This is a genomic window from Nocardioides sp. JCM 18999, assembly GCF_055391175.1.
Map to the genome: position 1 here is coordinate 1344583 of NZ_AP043887.1, position 22134 is coordinate 1366716.

Consider the following 22134-nt stretch of genomic DNA (forward strand, 5'->3'; position numbering starts at 1 on the left):
GCATCGCGTGAGCCTGCCCGCAACGCTGACCACCGCACGTCTCTCGCTCCCACTCTGGCAGGGCCGTGACGTCGCCGCGATCCGCGGAGAGATCGCGCGCAGCCCGCACTGGCACCCGGAGTTCCCGCGCCAGGACGACGCCGACGCGGCCACGATGTGGGTCGACGGCGATCCGTGGGGCCCGCGCTCGATCGTGCGCGGCACCACGGTCCTCGGCTCGATCGGCTTCTTCGGCCCGCCCGAGGAGTACGTCGACCCGGACGGCTCCACGGTTCCCGAGACCGAGGTCGGCTACGGCCTCGTCGCCGAGGCGCGTGGCTACGGTTTCGCGACCGAGGCCCTGACCGCAATGGTCGCCGCCGCGGAGGCCGACGGCGTCCGGATCCGGGCGAGCGTCGATCCGACGAACACCGCCAGCCTCCGGGTCCTGGCCAAGGTCGGCTTCACCACCCTGCGCGGCGCCAACGAGGAGGGCCACCTGGTGATGGTGCGCCCGCTCGGAGCGGCTCGGCCGGGCCCGTCACGACGCGCCGCGGCGTTCGAGGTGCGCCCGACCACCGAGTCCGACTGGGAGCAGCTGCGCGACTTCCGGCTCGAGAACGCCCGTGAGCACCCGATCTCCTACGGCGCCACCGAGGAGACGACCCTCGGCTTCACCGAGGACGACTGGCGGATGCGCGCCCGGCGGGGCGACGATCCCTCGACCGCCTGCTTCGCCGCGATCGAGACAGGCTCCGGCCGCTGGATCGGGATGATGCAGGGCCTCCCGAACGACGAGCACGGCGGCACCCCGGTGATGACCGGTGTCTACGTGACCAAGAAGTTCCGTCGCCACGGCGTCGCCGACGCCCTGCTCGAGCCGGTCCTGGCGTGGGCCGCCGCCACCGGAGCGCCGGAGCTGCGGCTCTGGGTCTTCGAGGGCAGCGACCCCGCGCGGCGGTTCTACCGCCGGCACGGCTTCACGGCCACCGGCCGCACCCGACCGCTCGACCTGGACCCCGCGCAGGGTGACCTGGTCGAGATGGCGCTGCGACTCAGCTGAGACCGAAGGCCAGCAGGACGACCCCGACCAGGGGGATCAGGCCCTGCTTGAGTGCGGCACCCCGCTTGTCCGGGCTGGAGACGAACAGCACCAGGCTGGCCGCGACCATCGACCCGGCGCCGGCGAGGACGAGGGCCACGCCGGCGTCGTGCTGGTCGGCGACGTAGAGCACCGTGCCGACCGCGACCAGGATCGCGAGGAACAGGTTGTAGAAGCCCTGGTTGAACGCGAGCTCCCTGGTCGCCTCCGCCTCCTCCCGGGAGGTACCGAAGACGCCGCGGGCGGCACCGGTCCAGGCGAAGGACTCCAGCCAGAAGATGTAGACGTGCAGCAGTGCGGCGATCCCGGTGAGGATCAGTCCGGCAACCATCAGGCCATCCGACATGGGCTCAGCCCTCCATCTTCTTCAGGATCCGCTCCAGGGTGAGCGGCGTGCGTGAGGTCGTCTGCTTCTTGTAGGTCTTGTCCAGCCACGCCATCACGTCCGGTCCCTTGGTCGTGGTGGTGTCGTGCTGGGTGCACAGGGCGCCGTCGACGATCCCGACCACCGACACGGCCGGACCTTCGGGCACGTCGGGCCTCGAGGTGAGCGGGGTCTTGAAGAACGTCACCAGCTGGTACGTCGCCTTCTCGTGCGGCACGTCGCCGAACGGCCGCTGCGCCAGCAGGTGCGCGATCTCCTCGGCCGAGCGGACCACCGTCATCGCGGTGAACCCGCGCAGCTCGGGCCAGGCGGCCTCGATCCGCTCGCCCAGTGCTGCCGAGTCGGTCTCGTCGCTCGTGAACACGACGTTCCCGCTGCTGATCACCGACCGCACGTCGGTGAACCCGAGCTCCTCGTGGACCCCACGCAACGACTCGTTCGACTTCTTCGGATCGCCCGGGCCGATGCCGCGGATCAGGGAGACGTACGTCGGCATGGCCTCACCGTAGCCGGAGGGCAGCCGGGGCGGACGCGGGAACCACGGGGGAGTGCGGAGGAACCGGGGCCACGGCGACATAGGGTGCGCCGGGTGCAGGTCGCGGGTCGGCCCCGCCCTTGTTCGGCCAGAGTGCAGCGGCGCGTTCGGCCATCGCGGTGATCGTGAGCGACGGGTTGACGCCGAGGTTGGCTCCGATGGTGGACCCGTCGATCACGTGCAGGCCGTCGTACCCGAAGAGGCGGTGGTACGGATCCACGACCCCGCTGGCGGCGTCGCTGCCGATCACCGCACCGCCGATGTAGTGCGCGGTGGCGGGCATCCCGACCAGGTCGGTGGCCAACGACATCGGCTCCCCACCGATCCGGCGGGCATAGCGGCGCGCGACGTCGTGAGCGACCGGGATCCAGGAAGGATTGGGCTGACCCGAGCCCTGACGGGTGCGGAGCCGCCCGCGGCGGAGGTAGGCGGTCAGCGAGTTGTCGAGCGACTGCATCACCAGGAGCTGGACGGATCGGGTCGAGATCCCTCGGGTGCTGCGGGTGCGCAGGAAGCGGAGCGGATGTCGGAGCAGTCCGCCGAAGAACCGCAGGAGACGCCGCGGGCCGCCGTCGGTGAGGGGCATGTTGACCACCGCGCCGGCATCCTGGGCCGGACTGCTGTGGCACAGCTCGACATGGGTGTGCGGCTCGGGATGGATGGAGGACGTGATCGCGACTCCGGTGTCGAGCCCGCTCGGACGCGGTGCGACCGCGACCACGATCGCCTCAGAGTTGGAGCGGGACAGCTCGCCCAAGCGTGGCGAGATCGCTGGGAGCGAGCCACTGGCTCGCAGCCGCAGCAGCAGTTCCTGCGTCCCCCGTGCCGCCGCGGCGAAGACCACCTGGTCGGCGTGGAAGGTCCGCGTCGGTCCTCGCCGTGCCGGATGCCGCGCCGTGATCTCGTAACCGCCTCCGCGCCGGGCCCGCACGTCGGTGACCTCGCTCAGGTCGTGCACCTCGGCCCCAGCTGCCTCGGCGAGGTGCAGGTAGTTCTTGGGCAGGGTGTTCTTGGCGTTGGAGGGACACCCCGTGGTGCAGCGCGCGCAGTGCACGCAGGCGTTTCGTTCCGGACCGACCCCGCCGAAGTACGGGTCAGCGATCGTGCGGCCGGGCGCGCTCTCGTCGAAGAGCACGCCGACCTCGGTCGGCGTGAAGGTCTCGCCGACACCGAGCTCGGCGGCGATCACTCGCAGGTGCTCATCGGCGATCCCGAGCCGCGGATTGGTGGTGGCGCCGAGCATCCGCTTCGCCTGGTCGTAGTACGGCGCCAGCTCGGCGCGCCAGTCGGTGATCCTCGCCCACGAAGGGTCGGTGAAGAACTCGGCATGCGGCTCGTAGAGGGTGTTGGCGTAGATCAGCGAGCCTCCGCCGACGCCGACCGCGCTGAACAACGAGATCTGTCCCAGAAGGCTCAGCCGCATCGGTCCGAACATGCCCAGCCGTGGCGCCCACAGGGTGTCCCTCGCGCCCGCCTGCGCGAAGTCGGCGTCGGTCCACCGCCGACCGGTCTCCAGGACCCCGACCCGGTAGCCCTTCTCGGTCAGCCGCAGCGCGGTGACGCTGCCGCCGAAACCGGATCCGATCACGATCACGTCGTAGGTCGTGCCCGCTCCCATGGAGAACACGTTATTGGTTTGGCGACTGCTGGCCCTGCGACTAGCCTGAATCCACCATGCTGACCTTGCGCTGATCCGATCCACGACCGCGGCCCCGCCCGGTGGATCCCACCTCCGCCCCGAAGGCTCCTGCATGCAACCCCTCCTCATCTCCGACCTCAGCGTCAACTTCGGTGCCCACGCCGTGCTGCGAGGGATCGACCTCACGGTCAACCCCGGCGAGCGGGTCGCCCTGGTCGGCGAGAACGGCGCCGGGAAGTCCACCCTGCTCCGGGCCGTCGCCGGCTCGCTTCCGGGCTCCGCCGTCCTCACCGGCTCGATCAGCGCCAGCTCGGACCTGATCCGGCTCGCCCAGGAGCCTCCCTTCCGCGACGACGCGCGGATCGGGGACGCCCTCGCCTCGGCGCTGCGACCGCTGCACGAGGCCGTGGCCGAGCTCGAGGTGCTCAGCGACCGGCTCGACGACCCGAGCGCCGCGGAGCGGTACGCGGAGCTGTTGGAGTGGGCGATCGCCCACGACGCCTGGGACGCGACCCGGCGGGCGGAGGAGGCAGCGGCCCGGTTCGGGCTGGAGGCACTCGACCAACGTCGCCCGATCGCAACGTTGTCGGGCGGGGAGCGCACCCGGCTCGCGATGGCCGCGGCGATCACCCGCCGGCCCGACGTCCTGCTCCTCGACGAGCCCACCAACCACCTCGACGACGACGCGATCGGCCTGGTCGGCGAGTTCCTCCGCGACCTGCCGGGGGTGGTCCTCCTCGCCAGCCACGACCGGGTCTTCCTCGACGACGTCGCGACCGCCCTGGTCGACCTCGACCCGAGCGAGTTCGGCACCGACGGTGAGGGCGGCCGCCGCTTCGGGGGCGGGTGGAGCGCCTACCTGGAGCACAAGCGTGCCGCCCGTGCGCGGTGGGAGCAGACCTGGGCCGCGCAGAACGAGGAGATCGACCGACTCCGCGCGCGGGCGTCGCTCGGCACCTCCTCGATCGCGCACAACCGCGGGCCCACCGACAACGACAAGTTCATCCACGCCTTCAAGGGGCAGCAGGTCGACAAGACCCTGGCCCGGCGGCGCCGCGATGCCGAGCGCCGCCTCGCCGAGGCCGAGGAGTCCCAGGTCCGCAAGCCGCGGCCCCTGCTCAGCTTCGACAGCGCCCTGACCGGTGGGGGCGGGGGAGCGATCGCGGTCCGCGCGGTCGAGCTCGCCGGCCGGCTCGCGCCGGTCACCCTCGATCTCGCGCCCGGCGAGCACCTGCTGGTCACCGGACCCAACGGCGTCGGGAAGTCGTCGTTGCTCGGGATCCTGTCCGGTCGCCTCGCCCCGACGGCCGGCAGCTGGCAGGTGACGGGGCGGCGGGTCGTCGAGCTGGTCCAGGATCCCGTGCTGCCTGATCCGGCCCGCTCGGCCGAGGTGGTCTACCGCGACGCGGTGGGGGAGCAGATCGCCGAACGGACCCCGCTGCGCACCCTCGGGCTGATCGCACCGAGCGACCTGCACCGCCCCGCAGGCGCCCTGTCGGTGGGCCAGCGCCGCCGCCTCGCGCTCGCCACCGCGGTCGCGGTCGCGCCCGACGTCCTGCTGCTCGACGAGCCCACGAACCACCTCTCCCTGGCCCTCGCCGAAGAGCTGGAGGAGGCGTTGGAGCACAGCGCCGGCACGGTCGTGATCGCCTCCCACGACCGGTGGCTGCGACGTCGGTGGGACGGGCGTCACGTTCGGCTTGGCGATGCATCGGCTGTCGATGGGCGCTGGTAGTGTCGGGCCTCGACCCGACATCCTTTAAAGAGCCGTCCCGTGAGGCGGAGAAGGAGGTAGGCATGCCGCTGCATGCGCCCGCGATCCTGGTCCTCGAGGACGGCCGCACCTTCCACGGTGAGTCCTTCGGAGCCGAAGGCGAGACCTTCGGCGAGGCCGTGTTCTCGACCGGAATGACCGGTTACCAGGAAACCCTGACCGACCCGTCCTACCACCGCCAGGTGGTCGTGATGACCGCGCCGCACATCGGCAACACCGGGATGAACGACGAGGACCCCGAGTCCCGTCAGATCTGGGTCGCCGGCTACGTCGTGCGTGACCCCGCCCGGGTGCCCAGCAACTGGCGCAGCCAGCGCTCCCTCGAGGACGCGCTCCGCGAGCAGGGCGTCGTCGGGATCAGCGGCATCGACACTCGTGCCCTGACCCGCCACCTGCGCGAGGCGGGCTCGATGCGCGTCGGCATCTCCACCACCGAGACCGACCCCGAGACCCTCCTGGCCAAGGTGCGGGCCAGCTCCGAGATGACCGGCGCCAACCTGTCCGAGGCGGTCTCGACCTCCGAGACCTACGTCGTCCCCGCACTCCCCGGGACCTGGGGGAACGAGAAGCGGTTCACCGTGGCCGCACTCGACCTCGGGATCAAGGAGATGACGCCGCACCGGATGGCCGAGCGCGGCATCGAGGTTCACGTGATGCCCGCGACCGCCACGCTCGACGAGGTCAAGGCGATCAACCCCGACGGGCTCTTCTTCTCCAACGGCCCCGGTGACCCGGCGGCGACGACCGGCCAGGTCGAGCTGCTCCAGGGCGCGCTGGCCGAGGGCCTGCCCTACTTCGGGATCTGCTTCGGCAACCAGCTCTTCGGCCGCGCCCTCGGGTTCGGCACCTACAAGCTCAAGTACGGCCACCGCGGGATCAACCAGCCCGTCCAGGACCGCACCACCGGCAAGGTCGAGGTCACCGCGCACAACCACGGCTTCGCCGTCGACGCGCCCCTCGACCGCGCCACCGAGACGCCGTACGGCGCCGCCACCGTGAGCCACGTGAACCTCAACGACGACTGCGTCGAGGGTCTCGAGCTGCACGACGCGGACGGCCACCTCAAGGCGTTCTCCGTCCAGTACCACCCGGAGGCCGCGGCCGGCCCGCACGATGCCGCCTACCTCTTCGACCGCTTCGTCTCCCTGCTGGAAGGGGCCCTCTGATGCCCAAGCGCGATGACATCAAGAGCGTCCTCGTCATCGGTTCCGGCCCGATCGTGATCGGCCAGGCCTGCGAGTTCGACTACTCCGGCACCCAGGCCTGCCGGATCCTCAAGGCCGAGGGCCTGCGGGTGATCCTGGTGAACTCCAACCCGGCCACGATCATGACCGACCCGGAGTTCGCCGACGCCACCTACGTCGAGCCGATCACCCCGGAGTTCGTGGAGAAGGTGATCGCCAAGGAGCGCCCCGACGCGATCCTCCCGACGCTGGGCGGCCAGACCGCGCTCAACACCGCCACCGCCCTGCACGAGAACGGCGTCCTGGCGAAGTACGACGTCGAGATGATCGGTGCCTCCTTCGAGGCGATCCACCGCGGTGAGAACCGTGAGCTGTTCAACGACATCGTCCGCAAGGTCGGCGGCGAGGTCTGCCGCTCCTTCATCTGCCACACGATGGACGAGGTCGAGGCCGCGGTCGCCGAGCTCGGTTACCCGGCGGTCGTCCGGCCCTCCTTCACCATGGGTGGCCTCGGCTCCGGGATCGCCTTCGACGAGTCGGACCTGCACCGGATCGCGGGCGCCGGCCTCTCGGCCTCCCCGACCACCGAGGTCCTGATCGAGGAGTCCATCCTCGGGTGGAAGGAGTACGAGCTGGAGGTGATGCGCGACAAGAAGGACAACGTCGTCATCATCTGCTCGATCGAGAACTTCGACCCGGTCGGCGTGCACACCGGTGACTCGATCACCGTCGCCCCGGCGATGACGCTGACCGACCGCGAGTACCAGCACCTGCGCGACCTGGCCATCGGCGTCATCCGCGAGGTCGGCGTCGACACCGGTGGCTGCAACATCCAGTACGCGGTCAACCCGGTCGACGGGCGCGTGATCGTGATCGAGATGAACCCGCGCGTCTCGCGCTCCTCGGCGCTGGCTTCCAAGGCGACCGGCTACCCGATCGCCAAGATCGCCGCCAAGGTCGCGATCGGCTACACCCTCGACGAGATCGAGAACGACATCACCGCCGGGCCGCAGGGCTCCACGGCGGCGTCCTTCGAGCCGACCCTCGACTACGTCGTGGTCAAGGTGCCCCGGTTCGCGTTCGAGAAGTTCCCGACCGCCGACTCGACCCTGACCACCCACATGAAGTCCGTGGGTGAGGCGATGTCGATCGGCCGCAACTTCTCCGAGGCCCTGAACAAGGCGCTGCGGTCGATGGAGTCCAAGGGCTCGCAGTTCTCCTGGACCGCCGAGACCGGCGACAAGGACGCGATCCTGGCCGACGTGAACCGTCCGCACGACGGCCGCATCCAGAAGCTGATGCTCGCCATCCGCGCCGGCGCCACGGCCGAGGAGATCTTCGACGCCACCAAGATCGACCCCTGGTACGTCGACCAGCTCTTCCTGATCAACGAGGTCGCCCAGGCAGTCGCCGAGGCGCCCGAGCTGGACGCGGCCACGTTGCGGCTGGCCAAGCGGCACGGGCTCTCCGACGCCCAGATCGCCGACATCCGCGGCCTGGCCGAGGCGACCGTCCGGTCGACCCGCTACGACCTCGGTGTCCGGCCGGTCTACAAGACCGTCGACACCTGCGCCGCGGAGTTCGCTGCCAAGACGCCGTACTACTACTCCTCCTACGACGAGGAGACCGAGGTCGTCCCGCGCGAGCGCCAGGCGGTGATCATCCTCGGGTCGGGTCCGAACCGGATCGGTCAGGGCATCGAGTTCGACTACTCCTGCGTGCACGCCAGCCAGGAGCTGTCGAAGGCCGGCTACGAGACCATCATGGTCAACTGCAACCCGGAGACGGTCTCGACCGACTACGACACCTCCGACCGGCTCTACTTCGAGCCGCTCACCCTGGAGGACGTGCTCGAGATCTACGAAGCCGAGAAGGCGGCCGGCCCGATCGCCGGCGTCATCGCCACTCTCGGTGGCCAGACCCCGCTGGGTCTCGCCCAGGGTCTGCAGGACGCGGGTGTTCCGATCGTCGGCACGAGCCCCGAGGCGATCGAGCTCGCTGAGGAGCGCGGCGCGTTCGGCCAGGTGCTCGCCGAGGCCGGACTGATCTCGCCGAAGCACGGCACCGCCGTCTCGTTCGAGGACGCTCGCGCGATCGCGCACGAGATCGGTTACCCGGTCCTGGTGCGGCCGTCCTACGTCCTGGGTGGACGCGGGATGCAGATCGTCTACTCCGACGACACCCTCGAGACCTACCTCGAGGCGGCCACCGAGCTGATCAGCGAGGACCGCCCGGTCCTGATCGACCGCTTCATCGACGACGCCGTCGAGATCGACGTCGACGCCCTGTACGACGGCACCGAGCTGTTCCTCGGCGGCGTGATGGAGCACATCGAGGAGGCCGGCATCCACTCCGGTGACTCCTCGTGCGCGCTGCCGCCGATCACTCTCGGTCGCGCCGAGATCGAGCGCATCCGGGTCGCCACCGAGGCGATCGCCCAGGGCGTCGGGGTCCGCGGTCTGATCAACATCCAGTTCGCGCTGGGTGCCGACGTGCTCTACGTGATCGAGGCCAACCCGCGCGCCTCCCGCACGGTGCCGTTCGTCTCCAAGGCGACCGGGACCTCGCTGGCCAAGGCCGCCTCACGGGTGATGCTCGGTGAGTCGATCGCCGCGCTGCGTGCCTCCGGCCTGCTGCCCGCCACGGGCGACGGCGGCCTGCTCCCGGCCGATGCCCCGATCGCGGTCAAGGAGGCGGTCCTCCCGTTCAACCGGTTCCGGACCAAGGAGGGTCAGTTCGTCGACACCGTGCTCGGCCCGGAGATGAAGTCGACCGGTGAGGTGATGGGCTTCGACGCCGACTTCGGCAAGGCGTTCGCCAAGGCGCAGGCCGGCTCCTTCGGCCCGCTGCCGATGGAGGGCAAGGTCTTCATCTCGATCGCCAACCGGGACAAGCGGACGATGATCTTCCCCGCGCGCGTCCTGGCCGGCTACGGCTTCGAGCTGCTCGCCACCGAAGGCACCGCCGAGGTGCTGCGTCGCAACGGCATCCCGTCCACGGTCGTGCGCAAGCACTCCGCCGGTGAGGGCCCCGACGGGGAGCGCACCATCGTCGGGATGATCCTCGACGGCGAGGTCGACCTGATCGTCAACACCCCGAACGGCTCGGCCACCGGCGCCCGCCACGACGGGTACGAGATCCGCGCTGCCGCTGTGCTCACCGGCACGCCGTGCATCACGACGGTCCAGGGCGCCGCAGCCGCGGTCCAGGGGATCGCGGCGCTGCGCGGCGGCGAGATCGGTGTCCGCTCGCTCCAGGAGTGGGCGACCCTCTCAGGTCGTTCGTGATGGGCCGCCCCTACCGGGTCCTGTTCGACCACTACTTCGTCCACCAGGACCCGGAGGAGGCGCACCACAACGCCTTCCGGGCGATCCAGGCCGCCGGCCCGCTGCTCTCCCGGATCCCGGCACCCGGGATCCCGGTGGCTGCGATGGGCCTGGTCTTCCCCAACCGGTTCGGTCTCGCCGCCGGGTTCGACAAGAACGGCACCGGGATCGACGCCCTGGCCGGCCTCGGCTTCGGGCACATCGAGATCGGGACCGTCACCGGTCAGGCGCAGCCGGGGAACCCGCAGCCGCGACTGTTCCGGCTGATCAGCGACCGTGCCGTGGTCAACCGGATGGGCTTCAACAACGACGGCGCCGACGTCGTCGCGGCCCGGTTGAAGGAGCGACGAGCCCGCCGCCACCACGGCGAGGGCCCGATCCTCGGGATCAACATCGGCAAGACCAAGGTGGTCCCCGAGGACGACCAGGAGGCCGTGCACGCCGACTACGCGCACTCGGCCCGACAGCTTGCCCCGTACGCCGACTACCTGGTGGTCAACGTGAGCTCGCCGAACACGCCGGGCCTGCGCAGCCTGCAGTCGGTGGAGAAGCTCCAGCCGCTGCTGGAGCACGTCCGCGCCACCGCGGACTCGGTCACGGACCGTCGCGTCCCGCTGCTGGTCAAGATCGCCCCCGACCTCGCCGACCAGGACGTGGTCGCGGTGGCAGCGATGGCGCAGCACATCAAGCTGGACGGGATCATCGCGACCAACACCACGATCTCGCGCGACGGCCTGCGGTCCCACCCCGCCGAGATCGAGGAGATCGGGGCGGGCGGACTCTCCGGCCGCCCGGTCGCGGCCCGTTCTCTCGAGGTGCTGAAGCTGCTGCGCGAGCAGGTCGGGGAGCAGCTGACCCTGATCTCGGTCGGCGGCATCACCACGGTCGACGACGCCCAGGCCCGGCTCGACGCCGGCGCCACCCTGGTGCAGGGCTACACCGGGTTCATCTACGAGGGTCCGACCTGGCCCCGGACGATCGCCAAGGGCCTGGCTCAGCGATAGTCGCGGCGGAGGAGGGCGAACTGCTCGTCGAGAGCGTTCGCCCACTCCGCGTCGATCGTCTCCCAGCGGCCGAGCGAGATCCGGATCCGTCCGGGGCCGAGCCCGGACTCGGGATCCATCGGGAGTCTCGCGGTGCGTTGCCGGACGGCCATCTGCATGTCCTCACCGGTGTTCGCGGCCCGCTGAGCCAAGGTGGCGATCGCCTCGGCGTGGACGAGGTCGCGGTGCAGGCGGGTCACCGCGTCCGCGCCGGCGACGGTGGCGACCGCGCGGTCGATCCGTTCCTGGTGGAGGTCGATCATCCGGGCCGCGGCGCCCGCCAGCAGTCGCCGGTACAGGCTGGCCAGGAACCGGAGCGGCCAGAGCAGGACGGTCACGATGTCGAGCAGGAGCCGGTTCCCGGCCCGACCGACGAGGGTCTGCGGGCTGCCGGCCACGATGATCGGGTCGTAGACCGTGTGCGGGTCCCCGGAAGCATCGGGGGAGAGCACCGCGATCACCCGGTCCAAGGTGGTCAGTGCGCCGCCGACGTACCGCTCGCTCCAGCCCGGCTCGTTGCCGAACGGGGCGAGGGCCTGCGCCAGCAACGCCACCCGCTCGTCGGGGCCGAGACCCAGCCACAACGGCGCACCGATCGTGATCGTCCACCCGCGACGTCCGTGGAACACCTCCGCGCCGAATCCCCGGCTCAGGCACAGCCGGCGGGGGGTCGGGGCGTCCACCGCCGCCGCGATCGCATCGAGCACGTCAGCGCTCTGCGGAGCGGACGCCAGGTCCACGGCGCTGACCGTCGTGTCGCGCCGCACCCGGGGACGCCACATCAGGCCGAGCGCCGCCGCCAGGACGACCACGCCGAGCCAGACACTGGTCCGCGACCAGATCAACCACACGCCGCCCAGGACCAGCCCTGCCGGCAGGGCGTACACGACCGTCGCGACCAGGAGTGCCGCGATCGTGCGGACGCTGCGTGGAGTGCCGACCGGAGTCCCCATGGCCGCGATGCTAGGGCCTGCGGCGGGCCGATTCCCGAGCATTCCGGGGGATCGGCGAAGATGTCGCCCATGGCCACCTTCGGAGCACGCCTTCACGCCTCAGTCGCCGACCGGGGGCCGCTGTGCGCGGGCATCGACCCGCACGCGAACCTGCTGGCCGAGTGGGGCCTCGACGACACCGTCGCCGGCCTGGAGCGCTTCGCGTTGACCGCGGTCGAGGGCCTGGCGCCGCACGTGTCGGTGATCAAGCCGCAGAGCGCCTTCTACGAGCGGTTCGGGTCGCGCGGCGTCGCCGTCCTGGAGCGCGTGATCACCGAGTCCCGCGCCGCCGGCGCCCTGGTGCTCCTCGACATCAAGCGGGGCGACATCGGCTCCACCTCGCAGGCGTACGCCGACGCCTACCTCGACCCGACCTCACCGTTGGCCTCGGACGCGGTCACGGTGAGCCCCTACCTCGGCTTCGGCTCGCTCGACCCGTTCGTCGAGACCGCTCGGACGTTCGACGCCGGACTCTTCGTGCTCGGCCTGACCTCCAACAAGGAGGGCCCCGAGGTGCAGCACGCCACCACGGACACCGGCGAGAGCGTCGCCGAGCGGATGTTCGGCCACCTCGCCGAGCTGAACGCGGGGGAGAGCCCCCTCGGATCGTTCGGGGCCGTCGTCGGTGCGACCATCGGCGACGCCTCCGGATCGCTCGGGTTCAACGGTCCGATCCTCGCCCCCGGCTTCGGGGAGCAGGGCGGGACCGTCAGCGACATCCGCCGGATCTTCGGCGACCTGCCGGTGCTGCCCAGCTCCAGCCGCGGACTGCTCCGGCAGGGACCGAGCGTCGCCGCCCTGGCCGACGCCGCCCGACGTACCAACGCCGAGCTGCAGGCGTGACCCGCGGCCGACGCCGGCTGGCGGTGGGGGCGCTCGTCGCCGTCGCCGCGGTCGCGGCCGGCTGCGGCCAGGACGCCGTGGCGTCGTACTGCGAGACGGTCAGCGACCGCCAGGCCGCCCTGAGCGAGACGGTGGCCGGCGGCGACCAGGACGCACTGATCAGGGCACTGCCCGACTTCCGGGCCCTGGCAGCCGATGCGCCGGAGGACATCGCACCGTCGTGGCACACCGTGATCGACGCGATCGAGGCCCTGAAGAAGGCCGTGGCGAGCAAGGACGAGGCAGCGATCACCGCCGCTGCGACCCGTCTCAGCAGCGATCAGGTGGGCACCGCGATGACCGCGGTGCAGCAGCAGGTTCGCGACGTCTGTCACACCCCGTTGACGCTCTGAGCGGTCAGCCCGCAGCGCCGGATTGACGCACCCGTCCGGTCGGCTAGGGTGGCGGCCGTGGCACTCCCCCCGTTGACTCCCGAACAGCGTCAGGCCGCCCTGGACAAGGCCGCGGCCTCCCGCCGGGAGCGCGCTGAGATCAAGAACCGGCTGAAGAACTCCGGTGCTTCGATCATCGCCGTCATCGAGCAGGGGCAGGGCGACGACGAGCTCGGTCGAGTGATCGGGAAGATGAAGGTCGTCGACCTGCTGCAGTCGATGCCGGGCGTCGGCAAGGTTCGTGCCAAGGCTCTGATGGAGCGGCTCGAGATCGCCGAGAGCCGTCGGGTCCGGGGTCTCGGGGTCAACCAGATCGCCGCCCTGACCCGCGAGTTCGGCCACCGTGGCTGAGACCGTGGCGGAGCAGATCACCCCCAGCCGGCTCGTCGTCCTCGCCGGCCCGACCGCCGTCGGCAAGGGCACCGTCGCCGCCGCCGTCCGGGACGAGTACCCCGACGTCTGGTACTCCGTCTCCGCCACCACCCGCGCGCCGCGTCCGGGCGAGGTCGACGGCGTGCACTACTGGTTCGTCTCCGACGAGGAGTTCGACCGGATGGTCGCCGAGGACGAGCTCCTCGAGTGGGCGACCGTCCACAAGGTCGCCCGGTACGGCACCCCGCGCGGCCCGGTCGAGGCGGCTCTGGCTGCCGGACGACCGGCGCTGCTGGAGATCGATCTGCAGGGCGCGCGGCAGGTTCGGGAGACGATGCCGGAGGCGCTGTTCGTGTTCCTGGCACCGCCGACCTGGGAGGAGCTGGTGCGTCGTCTGGTCGGCCGGGGGACCGAGACGGCCGAGGAACGCGAGCGCCGCCTGGAGACCGCCCGGGTCGAGCTTGCCCACGAGACCGAGTTCGATGTGACCATTGTGAACCGTGAAGTTCACGATGCCGCGCAGCAATTGGTAACCTTGATGACTGGTGGTCTCCCACCGGAGAACACACGACCGACTTCTGACAGCGAGGCCTGAACACGTGGCTGCCCCCGAGATCGACGCCCAGGGCGTGACGAACCCCTCGATCGATGACCTGCTGAGCAAGACCGACTCCAAGTACCGTCTGGTCCTCTACGGTGCCAAGCGCGCCCGCCAGATCAACGCCTACTACTCCCAGCTCGGCGAGGGCCTGCTCGAGTACGTCGGCCCGCTGGTCGAGACCCACGTCCAGGAGAAGCCCCTCTCGATCGCGCTGCGCGAGATCAACGAGGACCTGCTGACCTGCGAAGAGGTCGACCCGGCCGAGCTCGCCGCCGAAGAGGCTGCTGCGCGCGCTGCCGCGATCGCCGACCCGTTCGCCGTCGCTGAGTGAGCTCACGCTGAGCGACAGCATGACGACGCAGGCCGTTCCCACCCCTGAGGGTGAGGGGCGGCCTCGTGTCGTTCTAGGGGTCACCGGCGGCATCGCGGCCTACAAGGCCGCCGAGCTGCTGCGCCACTTCACCGAGTCCGGGCACGACGTCACCGTCGTCCCCACCCGCGAGGCCCTGCGCTTCGTCGGCGCGCCGACCTGGGAGGCGCTGTCCGGCAAGGTGGTCAGCACCGAGGTCTTCGAGAACATCACCGACGTCCCGCACGTCCGGATCGGCCAGGAGGCCGACCTGGTGGTGGTCGCCCCGGCCACCGCGAACACGATCGCCCGGGCCGCCCACGGGATGGCCGACGACCTGCTCACCAACGTCCTGCTGACCGCACGCTGCCCGGTCGTGTTCGCCCCGGCGATGCACACCGAGATGTGGGAGCACGCGGCCACCGTCGCGAACGTGGCGACGCTGCGCGCTCGCGGCGTGATCGTGATCGACCCCGCGGAGGGTCGCCTGACGGGGACCGACACCGGCAAGGGACGCCTGCCCGAGCCCGTCGAGATCTTCGACCTGTGCCGCGCCGTGCTGGAGCGCGGCGGGCGGACCGACCTCGCCGGACGGCGGATCGTGGTCAGCGCCGGGGGGACCCGGGAGTACCTCGACCCGGTGCGGTTCCTGGGCAACCGGTCCAGCGGGCTGCAGGGGTTCGCGATCGCGCGGGCCGCGGCGGCTCGCGGCGCCGAGGTGACCCTGGTCGCGGCCAACTCCGCGCTGGACGCCCCGGCCGGGGTCAAGGTCACGGCCGTCGAGACCACGGCCCAGCTGCGTGACGCCGTCGTCACCGCCGCTGCCGGCGCCGACGCGGTGATCATGGCCGCCGCGCCCGCCGACTTCCGACCGACCTCGACGAGCGACGCGAAGATCAAGAAGCGGGCCGACGGTCAGGCCCCGACGATCGAGCTCGTGGAGAACCCCGACATCCTCGCCGGTCTCGGAGCGCACCGCTCCCACGCCGGCCAGGTCGTCGTCGGCTTCGCGGCCGAGACCGGGGACGAGAACCACACCGTCGCCGAGTACGCCCAGGCCAAGCTGGAGCGCAAGGGCGCCGACTTCCTGGTCGTCAACGACGTCAGCGGCGGCGCGGTCTTCGGTCAGCCCGACAACGCCGCCGTGCTGATCAGCGCCGATCACGACCCGATCGATGTCCCGATCGGGTCGAAGCAGGCCCTCGCCCAGGTCATCCTCGACGAGGTCGTTCGCCGACTCTCGTGAGACACCCGAAAAGTCGACCGGACCGGGCGGCTATTGTTCGAATCGTTCTTCTCACCCCTGAGACTGGAGTAGCAAAGTGACTGGACGCCTGTTCACGTCGGAGTCCGTGACCGAAGGTCACCCGGACAAGATCGCCGACCAGATCAGCGACACCGTGCTCGACTACCTGCTCGAGCACGACCCGAAGAGTCGCGTCGCGGTCGAGACGCTGCTGACCACGGGCCTCGTCGTCGTGGCGGGCGAGGTGACCACCTCGGCCTACGCCCCGGTCGCCCAGCTGGTCCGCCAGAAGATCCTCGAGATCGGCTACGACTCCTCCGCCAAGGGCTTCGACGGCAACTCGTGCGGCGTCCAGGTGGCGATCGGCGCCCAGTCGGCCGACATCGCCCAGGGTGTCGACACCGCCGAGGAGAACCGCGTCGACGGTTCGGTCGACGAGCTCGACAAGCAGGGTGCCGGCGACCAGGGCCTGATGTTCGGCTACGCCTGCGACGACACCCCGGAGCTCTTCCCCCTGCCGATCAAGATCGCGCAGACGCTGGCCGAGAAGCTCACCGAGGTCCGCAAGGACGGCACGCTGGCCTACCTCCGTCCCGACGGCAAGACCCAGGTCACGATCGAGTACGACGACGAGAACCACGCGGTCCGGGTCGACACCGTCGTGCTGTCCACGCAGCACGCCGAGGACGTCACCCAGGAGCAGCTCGCCGCCGACGTCAAGAAGTACGTCATCGAGCCGGTCCTCGAGCAGTTCAAGTCGAGCGTCCCGTTCGACGGTTACAACCTCTACATCAACCCCACCGGCAAGTTCGTCGTCGGTGGTCCGATGGGTGACGCCGGTCTGACCGGACGCAAGATCATCGTCGACACCTACGGCGGCATGGCCCGTCACGGTGGTGGCGCCTTCTCGGGCAAGGACCCGTCGAAGGTCGACCGCTCGGCCGCCTACGCGATGCGTTGGGTCGCCAAGAACATCGTCGCCGCCGGGCTCGCCCGCCGCGCCGAGGTCCAGGTCGCCTACGCGATCGGCAAGGCGCACCCGGTCGGGGTGTTCGTCGAGACCTTCGGCACCGAGACCGTCCCCGTGGAGAACATCCAGAAGGCCGTGCTCGAGGTCTTCGACCTGCGTCCGGCCGCGATCATCCGCGACCTGGACCTGCTGCGCCCGATCTACGCAAAGACCGCGGCGTACGGCCACTTCGGCCGCGAGCTCCCCGAGTTCACCTGGGAGCGCACCGACCGGGCCGAGCAGCTCAGGGCGGTCGCCGGCGCCTGAGACGCGCTTTCGTGCACGCTGGCACGTCAACCTGTGATACTTCGGACGGCCGGGCGAGACTCGCTCGGCCGTTCGTCGTAGGAGCACAGAGTGAAGCAGCGTCGTCGGCGCGCCGTCCCCACCCTCGTCGGAGGCCTGACGGCGGCATCGTTGGTGCTGGTCGGCCTCGCTGCCACCCCGGCCACGGCCGTCCGCAGTGATCCGACCGGGGACGCCACGAGCCGGTTGCACTCCGACGCTCCGCGCGGTGTCACCTTCGAACGCGACGCGGGACGCTACCGGTTCGTCGGCACCGCCGCCGGGCGGCCCTTCGACAATCCCGAGGTCACGCCCCGGATGAGTGCGGCCGACGCCGCACGGCGCCACCTGCGTCGGTACGGCGCCGCGCTCGGCACCAGCGCACCGGGATCGACCTTCGAGGCACAGGCGCCCCAGTCGTCGCCGAGCGGGATCGACGTGGTGCGCTACGACCAGAGCATCGACGGCGTCCCCGTGATCGGCGCCCAGGTCGTCCTCGGTCTCGACCCGGAGGGCCAGATGGTGTCGGCCTCCTCCAGCACGTCGACCGCGACCGTGAGTGCTGCCCAGGTGACCGAGGACGAGGCCGCCCGCGCCGCGACGCTCCAGGTCACCCGGACCGACGGCGGGCGTGAGCTGGCGGTGACGTCCGTCGGGCGCCGGGTCTACGACCCCAGCGTGCTCGGCGCGACCTCGACGACCGAGGCACGCAGCGGCTGGGCGTTCGAGGTGCGTGGCGCGGGGATGCTGAACCGTCTCGTCCTCGTCGACGACCACGACGGCCGCGTCCTGCTCGACCTCGACCAGAACCGCGGGATCAACCGCGTCGTCTGCGACAACGCCAACGTCGCGCGCAACGACGTCGTGCCGTGCACGTCGGGCGTGGCGCGCACCGAGGCCTCGGGACCGACCGGGGCGAGCGACGTCGACCACGCCTTCGACGCCGCCGGCGCCACCGCCGCGACCTACGCCGAGCTCGCCGACATCGACCTGACCAGCCTGCTGGGCATCACCGTGGCCGGGGAGAAGGCGATCGCCTCGACCGTCGCCTGGTGCTTCACCGGCGAGGACTGCCCGTTCCCGAACGCGTTCTGGGACGGACACCAGATGTACTACGGCACGGGCTACGCCGACGCGGTCGACGTCGTCGGTCACGAGCTCACGCACGGCGTCATCGAGCGCTACTCGAACCTCTTCTACTGGGGGCAGTCGGGTGCGATCAACGAGTCCATCGCCGACGTGCTGGGCGAGATCGTCCAGCACCGCAACGCCACCAGCCCCGCCCAGCAGACGAACTGGGACCTGGGGGAGGACCTGCCCGGCGGGGCCACGCGGTCGATGCTCAACCCGACGCTGCACGGCCAGCCCGACTGGACGGGGAGCACCCTCTACACCGCCGACGACGAGGCCTATGACGACAACGGCGGCGTCCACACCGACTCCGGTGTCGGCAACAAGACGGCGTACCTGATCTCGCAGGGCGGCACGTTCCGGGGCACCACGGTCGTCGGGATCGACGCCGGCGACCCGGGTCTGAACCGGACCGGCACGCTCTACGCCGACGTCCTGATGAAGCTCAGCTCCGGCAGCGACTACGCGGACCTCGCCGACGTCCTGGAGCAGAGCTGCTCCGACCTGGTCTCGGCGGGCGAGGCGGGATTCACCGCCGCGAACTGCGACGCGGTGCACGCCGCCACGGTCGCCACCGGCCTGCGGACGACGCCGCGGTCCGCCCCGCAGCCCGCGGATGCGCCGCAGACCTGCCCGAAGTACACCACCAAGCGGGTCCTGCTCGAGAGCGAGACCGGCGACCCAGCCTCGACGTTCACGGCGACCGGATCGTGGGTGCGTGGCCAGTCGCCGTACTACGGCGCCAACGCGACGTCGGGAAGCGACTCCTGGTCGATCACCGCGCCCTGGTCGGGGAAGGGGGTCTGGCAGGAGGGGACCCTGAGCGCCGCCGACCCGATCGAGATCCCGAGCGGGCAGCAGACCTTCCTGTGGTTCGAGAACTGGTACCTGCTCGACTACGTCCGCGAGAACGGTGCGTCGACCTTCTACGACGCCGGACTGGTCAACTTCGACCGCCGGATCGGCGACGGAGCCGGCGGCACGGTGTCCGGCGGCACGAGCCGCGGTGAGGATCTCGACTGGATCAACGGCCCGACCGCCCGGAAGCACGACCGGTGGTGGGGGGCCTATCGCGACGGATTCAGCGGGGACAGCCGCGGCTGGGTCGCCAGCCGCGCCGAGCTGACCTCCTTGGGCGGCTCGACCATCGTCCCCGAGTTCGAGCTCGCGACCGACGGGGACTACCTGATGCCCGGCTGGTTCCTCGACGACATCGTGGTCTACACCTGCGACCCGGTCCCGCTTCCGAAGCGGGTGAACCTGACGGCACCTCACCTGGTCGGCCCGGCGACGGTGGGAAGTCCGATGCGCGTGCTCCTGGGGACCTGGAGCCCTGCGCTGAACGCGGACGAGGCCGCGTGGGGGATGACCTGGTTCCGCGACGGCGTGATGCTGAACACCGGCGGGCCGACGTACATCCCGGTCGCGGCCGACGTCGGTCACCGCATCAGCGCCACCGTCTCGCCGTACCGGGAGGGATACGAGTCGATCTCGGTGTCGGCCGGATCCTTCGTCGTCAAGCGCGGCACCTTCCGCCTGCTCGACCCCAAGATCCGCGGATTGCTCAAGGTGGGGCAATGGATCGTTGGCCCGAGTGCTCGGTCGAATGCGAATGACGCGGATCGGCTCGCCTACCAGTGGAAGCGCAACGGGAAGCCGATCCGTAAGGCCACGAAGTTCCAGTACAAGCTGACGAAGAAGGACGCCGGCAAGCGGATCAGTGTCACCGTGACGATCAGCCGGCCCGGATTCACCACGCTCACCCGGACGGTGTCGGCCGCGAAGAAGGTGCGTCGCTGAGCGTCGGTGGTGCCTGATACAACTGGCGCCATGGCGACACCGCACGAGCCCGAGGCACTGGAGCTGCCCGGCCTCGTCCGCGATCGAGCCAAGGAGGGCGCCCGCAAGGCCGCCGAGACCCGGGCCCGGAAGGCGGCCGAGGCGGCGATCACCGACGACGAGCCGGTCGCCCAGGTTCTGCTGGACCTGCCCGGCGCCCACCTGGACCGGGTCTTCGACTACGCCGTGCCCGCGGCCCTCGCCGAGGCCGCCCAGCCCGGCGTGCGGATCAAGGCGAGCTTCGGCAGCCAGGACGTCGACGGCTACCTGCTCGCACGCAGCAACCGATCCGAGCACAGCGACGCGGGCGGACGCTTGACCCCGCTCCGACGCGTCGTCGGCACCGAACCGGTGCTCTCCGAACCCGTCGCCCGTCTCGTCGGCCGGGTCGCCCAGCACTACGCGGGCAGCCGAGCCGACGTGCTCCGGCTGGCGATCCCGCCGCGCCATGCCGCCACCGAGCGGCTCGTCTCCCGGCCGGCGGCCGAGCCGCACGTCGACCTGGCGGCGGCCCAGGCAGCCTGGGCGGGACACGAGCCCGGTGCGGCGTTCCTCACCCACCTGAGCACCGGCGGGGCACCCCAGGCGGTCTGGCACGCCGCTCCGGGCACCGCATGGCCGGAGCTGCTCGCCCAGGCAGTGGCGGCGGCCCGTGCCGGTGGGCGTGGTGCCATCGTGGTGGTCCCCGACCATCGGGACCTGACACGGCTCTCGGCCGCCCTCGACGAGGTGCTCGGGTCAGGCCAGCACGCCGTCCTCGCCGCCGATCTCGGCCCGGCCGCGCGGTACCGCGCCTTCCTGGAGCTGCGCCGCGGTGCCCTGCGGGTCGCGATCGGCACCCGCGCGGCGATCTGGGCTCCGGTCGCCGACCTCGGGCTGGTCGCGGTCTGGGACGAGGGCAACCCGCTCCTGGCCGAGCCGCGTGCGCCGTACCCGCAGACCCGCGCCGTCGCACAGCTGCGCGCCGAGGGCGAAGGCGCGGCGCTGCTGCTCGGCGGCTTCACCCCGTCGGCCGAGGCGCTCGAGCTGACCCGGGCCGGAGGAGTCCATGCGATCGTCCCGACCAGGGCACTGAGCCGGTCCCGGCTCCGCGTGAGCGTGCCGGGCGCCAGCGAGATCGCGCTCGCCCGGGACCCGCACGCCCACGCGGCCCGGATCCCTCGCGAGGCGCACGTCCTGATCCGGGACGCCCTCGCCCACGGGCCGGTGCTGGTCCAGGTGGCCCGACGCGGGTACGCCGCGGCCCTGGCGTGCGAGACCTGTCGAACCCCGGCCCGGTGCGGCGCCTGCTCCGGGCCGCTGCACCAACCGGAGCCCTCGGCGCCGCCGTCGTGCCGGTGGTGCGGGACCGCGGTGACTCCGTGGCAGTGCCCGTCCTGCGGTGGGCTCGGCCTGCGTGCCCCGGTGGTCGGGGAGGCGCGGACCGCCGAGGAGCTCGGCCGGGCGTTCCCGGGCGTCCGGGTGGTCTCCTCGACCGGTGACCGGTCCGTGACCGACGTCGGCACCGCCCGCACGATCGTGGTCGCCACCCCAGGCGCCGAGCCGCCCGCGGCCCACGAGGGCGGCTACGCCGCGGTCGTCGTGCTCGACAGCTGGCTCGCCCTGGGCTGGCCCGGACTGCGTTCCGACGAGGAGGCGCTGCGCCGGTTCTCCGCCGCCCTGGCGTTGGCCCGTCCGGGCGGCGCCGGGATGGTGGTGGGCGACCCGGCCCACCCCGTGCTGCAGGCACTGGTGCGCTGGGACCAGCCCGGATTCGTAACCCGCGAGGCGGCCGACCGTGCTTCGGCGCACCTGCCGCCCGCCGCCCGGATCGCCACCGTGACCGGCGACGCCGGAGCGATCGACGACGCCCTCACCCTGCTGTCCCTGCCCGCGGCGGCCGAGGTGCTCGGGCCGACGCCCGACGGGGACGTCTGGCGGGCGGTCGTGCGCACCCCGGCCGCCGAGGGCGACGCGCTCGCGGCCGCGCTGGGCGAGCTCGCCCGGGTCCGTTCGGCCCGCAGGCTCGACGCGGTCCGGATCCAGCTCGATCCCGCGTCGCTCTGAGACGCCGGCTCCTCCTAGGATTC

The 22134-nt window shown here is 71.3% G+C and carries 18 protein-coding genes; 14 read left to right on the forward strand and 4 right to left on the reverse strand.

The features are described 5' to 3' along the window. The first annotated feature begins 7 nt into the window (after positions 1 to 7). The gene (locus tag ACZ5J1_RS06485; protein ID WP_464563629.1) at positions 8 to 1042 is read left to right on the forward strand and encodes a GNAT family N-acetyltransferase; all 1035 of its coding nucleotides are present in this window, start codon (positions 8 to 10) and stop codon (positions 1040 to 1042) included. On the opposite strand, the gene ACZ5J1_RS06490 is transcribed toward ACZ5J1_RS06485, so the two are convergent. Genes ACZ5J1_RS06490 through ACZ5J1_RS06500 form a run of 3 tightly spaced genes read right to left on the reverse strand, consistent with a single transcriptional unit; the run spans position 1035 to position 3619 of the window. Then, a complete protein-coding gene (locus ACZ5J1_RS06490; RefSeq protein WP_464563631.1) occupies positions 1035 to 1412 on the reverse strand; it encodes a DUF1304 domain-containing protein in 378 nt (125 codons plus the stop codon). The genes ACZ5J1_RS06485 and ACZ5J1_RS06490 overlap by 8 nt on opposite strands. A gap of 19 nt (positions 1413 to 1431) precedes the next feature. Then, positions 1432 to 1962, reverse strand: a complete 531-nt coding sequence (locus ACZ5J1_RS06495) for a DUF1697 domain-containing protein (protein ID WP_464563633.1) — start codon at positions 1960 to 1962, stop codon at positions 1432 to 1434. Between the two features lie 4 nt (positions 1963 to 1966). Continuing rightward, the gene (locus ACZ5J1_RS06500; RefSeq protein WP_464563635.1) at positions 1967 to 3619 is read right to left on the reverse strand and encodes an FAD-dependent oxidoreductase; all 1653 of its coding nucleotides are present in this window, start codon (positions 3617 to 3619) and stop codon (positions 1967 to 1969) included. Between the two features lie 133 nt (positions 3620 to 3752). Between ACZ5J1_RS06500 and ACZ5J1_RS06505 the strand changes: the two genes are divergently transcribed. The 4 genes from ACZ5J1_RS06505 (at position 3753) to ACZ5J1_RS06520 (ending at position 10928) form a co-directional block, all read left to right on the forward strand. Next, positions 3753 to 5375 (forward strand): ATP-binding cassette domain-containing protein, encoded by a 1623-nt coding sequence (locus ACZ5J1_RS06505; protein WP_464563637.1) that lies wholly within the window; start codon positions 3753 to 3755, stop codon positions 5373 to 5375. A 62-nt stretch (positions 5376 to 5437) separates the two neighbouring features. After that, the gene (gene carA, locus ACZ5J1_RS06510) at positions 5438 to 6580 is read left to right on the forward strand and encodes a glutamine-hydrolyzing carbamoyl-phosphate synthase small subunit (protein ID WP_464563639.1); all 1143 of its coding nucleotides are present in this window, start codon (positions 5438 to 5440) and stop codon (positions 6578 to 6580) included. Next, complete coding sequence (gene carB, locus ACZ5J1_RS06515; RefSeq protein ID WP_464563641.1) at positions 6580 to 9885, forward strand: carbamoyl-phosphate synthase large subunit; 3306 nt, start codon at positions 6580 to 6582, stop codon at positions 9883 to 9885. The genes carA and carB overlap by 1 nt, the downstream gene beginning before the upstream one ends. Continuing rightward, positions 9885 to 10928 (forward strand): quinone-dependent dihydroorotate dehydrogenase, encoded by a 1044-nt coding sequence (locus ACZ5J1_RS06520; RefSeq protein ID WP_464563643.1) that lies wholly within the window; start codon positions 9885 to 9887, stop codon positions 10926 to 10928. The genes carB and ACZ5J1_RS06520 overlap by 1 nt, the downstream gene beginning before the upstream one ends. On the opposite strand, the gene ACZ5J1_RS06525 is transcribed toward ACZ5J1_RS06520, so the two are convergent. Next, on the reverse strand, positions 10919 to 11920 hold the full coding sequence (locus ACZ5J1_RS06525; protein ID WP_464563645.1) for a M48 family metalloprotease: 1002 nt from the start codon (positions 11918 to 11920) through the stop codon (positions 10919 to 10921). The genes ACZ5J1_RS06520 and ACZ5J1_RS06525 overlap by 10 nt on opposite strands. A gap of 69 nt (positions 11921 to 11989) precedes the next feature. Here ACZ5J1_RS06525 and pyrF point away from each other — a divergent pair, with 69 nt between their 5' ends. The 9 genes from pyrF (at position 11990) to ACZ5J1_RS06570 (ending at position 22111) form a co-directional block, all read left to right on the forward strand. Then, positions 11990 to 12802 (forward strand): orotidine-5'-phosphate decarboxylase, encoded by an 813-nt coding sequence (pyrF, locus tag ACZ5J1_RS06530; protein WP_464563647.1) that lies wholly within the window; start codon positions 11990 to 11992, stop codon positions 12800 to 12802. Continuing rightward, complete coding sequence (locus ACZ5J1_RS06535; protein ID WP_464563648.1) at positions 12799 to 13194, forward strand: hypothetical protein; 396 nt, start codon at positions 12799 to 12801, stop codon at positions 13192 to 13194. Before pyrF ends, ACZ5J1_RS06535 begins: the two co-directional genes overlap by 4 nt. Before the next feature lie 57 nt (positions 13195 to 13251). Next, positions 13252 to 13584 (forward strand): integration host factor, actinobacterial type, encoded by a 333-nt coding sequence (mihF, locus tag ACZ5J1_RS06540; protein ID WP_464563650.1) that lies wholly within the window; start codon positions 13252 to 13254, stop codon positions 13582 to 13584. Then, on the forward strand, positions 13577 to 14200 hold the full coding sequence (gene gmk / locus ACZ5J1_RS06545) for a guanylate kinase (protein ID WP_464563652.1): 624 nt from the start codon (positions 13577 to 13579) through the stop codon (positions 14198 to 14200). The genes mihF and gmk overlap by 8 nt, the downstream gene beginning before the upstream one ends. Positions 14201 to 14204: 4 nt before the next feature. Continuing rightward, positions 14205 to 14537: a DNA-directed RNA polymerase subunit omega gene (rpoZ, locus tag ACZ5J1_RS06550; protein ID WP_464563654.1), complete on the forward strand. Its 333-nt coding sequence runs from the start codon at positions 14205 to 14207 to the stop codon at positions 14535 to 14537. Between the two features lie 19 nt (positions 14538 to 14556). Next, the gene (gene coaBC / locus ACZ5J1_RS06555) at positions 14557 to 15801 is read left to right on the forward strand and encodes a bifunctional phosphopantothenoylcysteine decarboxylase/phosphopantothenate--cysteine ligase CoaBC (protein WP_464563656.1); all 1245 of its coding nucleotides are present in this window, start codon (positions 14557 to 14559) and stop codon (positions 15799 to 15801) included. A 76-nt stretch (positions 15802 to 15877) separates the two neighbouring features. Beyond that, complete coding sequence (metK, locus tag ACZ5J1_RS06560; RefSeq protein ID WP_464563658.1) at positions 15878 to 17077, forward strand: methionine adenosyltransferase; 1200 nt, start codon at positions 15878 to 15880, stop codon at positions 17075 to 17077. Between the two features lie 90 nt (positions 17078 to 17167). Then, positions 17168 to 20026 (forward strand): M4 family metallopeptidase, encoded by a 2859-nt coding sequence (locus tag ACZ5J1_RS06565; RefSeq protein WP_464563660.1) that lies wholly within the window; start codon positions 17168 to 17170, stop codon positions 20024 to 20026. Between the two features lie 30 nt (positions 20027 to 20056). Then, on the forward strand, positions 20057 to 22111 hold the full coding sequence (locus tag ACZ5J1_RS06570; RefSeq protein WP_464563662.1) for a primosomal protein N' family DNA-binding protein: 2055 nt from the start codon (positions 20057 to 20059) through the stop codon (positions 22109 to 22111). Positions 22112 to 22134 lie beyond the last annotated feature (23 nt).